The organism is Corynebacterium sp. HMSC077G07, from assembly GCF_001809225.1.
GTDB lineage: Bacteria > Actinomycetota > Actinomycetes > Mycobacteriales > Mycobacteriaceae > Corynebacterium > Corynebacterium jeikeium_D.
On record NZ_KV796536.1, the window covers coordinates 1 to 1,595 of the forward strand.

1 rRNA gene is annotated in these 1,595 nt (G+C 56.6%); it reads left to right on the forward strand.

The window, feature by feature from the left end:
- Window positions 1–84: 84 nt before the first annotated feature.
- Window positions 85–1,595, forward strand: a 16S ribosomal RNA gene (locus tag HMPREF2562_RS06815); the annotation flags it as partial.

The window sequence follows — 1,595 nt, forward strand, 5'->3', positions numbered from 1 at the left end:
TTGGTGTGTGGTGGTTGTTTGTCTGTTTTTGTCAGGTTTTTGGGCCTTTCATTGTTTTTTTGATTCTTCTGATTTGAAGGGTTTTTGATGGAGGGTTTGATCCTGGCTCAGGACGAACGCTGGCGGCGTGCTTAACACATGCAAGTCGAACGGTAAGGCTCCAGCTTGCTGGGGTACACGAGTGGCGAACGGGTGAGTAACACGTGGGTGACCTGCCCTGCACTTCGGGATAAGCCTGGGAAACTGGGTCTAATACCGGATAGGACCGCACCGTGAGGGTGTGGTGGAAAGTTTTTTCGGTGTGGGATGGGCCCGCGGCCTATCAGCTTGTTGGTGGGGTAATGGCCTACCAAGGCGGCGACGGGTAGCCGGCCTGAGAGGGTGGACGGCCACATTGGGACTGAGACACGGCCCAGACTCCTACGGGAGGCAGCAGTGGGGAATATTGCACAATGGGCGGAAGCCTGATGCAGCGACGCCGCGTGGGGGATGACGGCCTTCGGGTTGTAAACTCCTTTCACCATCGACGAAGGGTTTCTGACGGTAGATGGAGAAGAAGCACCGGCTAACTACGTGCCAGCAGCCGCGGTAATACGTAGGGTGCGAGCGTTGTCCGGAATTACTGGGCGTAAAGAGCTCGTAGGTGGTTTGTCGCGTCGTCTGTGAAATTCCGGGGCTTAACTCCGGGCGTGCAGGCGATACGGGCATAACTTGAGTACTGTAGGGGAGACTGGAATTCCTGGTGTAGCGGTGAAATGCGCAGATATCAGGAGGAACACCGGTGGCGAAGGCGGGTCTCTGGGCAGTAACTGACGCTGAGGAGCGAAAGCATGGGGAGCGAACAGGATTAGATACCCTGGTAGTCCATGCCGTAAACGGTGGGCGCTAGGTGTGGGTTTCCTTCCACGGGATCCGTGCCGTAGCTAACGCATTAAGCGCCCCGCCTGGGGAGTACGGCCGCAAGGCTAAAACTCAAAGGAATTGACGGGGGCCCGCACAAGCGGCGGAGCATGTGGATTAATTCGATGCAACGCGAAGAACCTTACCTGGGCTTGACATATACAGGATCGCGCCAGAGATGGTGTTTCCCTTGTGGCTTGTATACAGGTGGTGCATGGTTGTCGTCAGCTCGTGTCGTGAGATGTTGGGTTAAGTCCCGCAACGAGCGCAACCCTTGTCTTATGTTGCCAGCACGTTGTGGTGGGGACTCGTAAGAAACTGCCGGGGTTAACTCGGAGGAAGGTGGGGATGACGTCAAATCATCATGCCCCTTATGTCCAGGGCTTCACACATGCTACAATGGTCGGTACAGTGGGTTGCCAGTCCGTGAGGGCGAGCTAATCCCGCAAAGCCGGTCTCAGTTCGGATCGGGGTCTGCAACTCGACCCCGTGAAGTCGGAGTCGCTAGTAATCGCAGATCAGCAACGCTGCGGTGAATACGTTCCCGGGCCTTGTACACACCGCCCGTCACGTCATGAAAGTCGGTAACACCCGAAGCCAGTGGCCTAACACATTTTGTGGGGGAGCTGTCGAAGGTGGGATTGGCGATTGGGACGAAGTCGTAACAAGGTAGCCGTACCGGAAGGTGCGGCTGG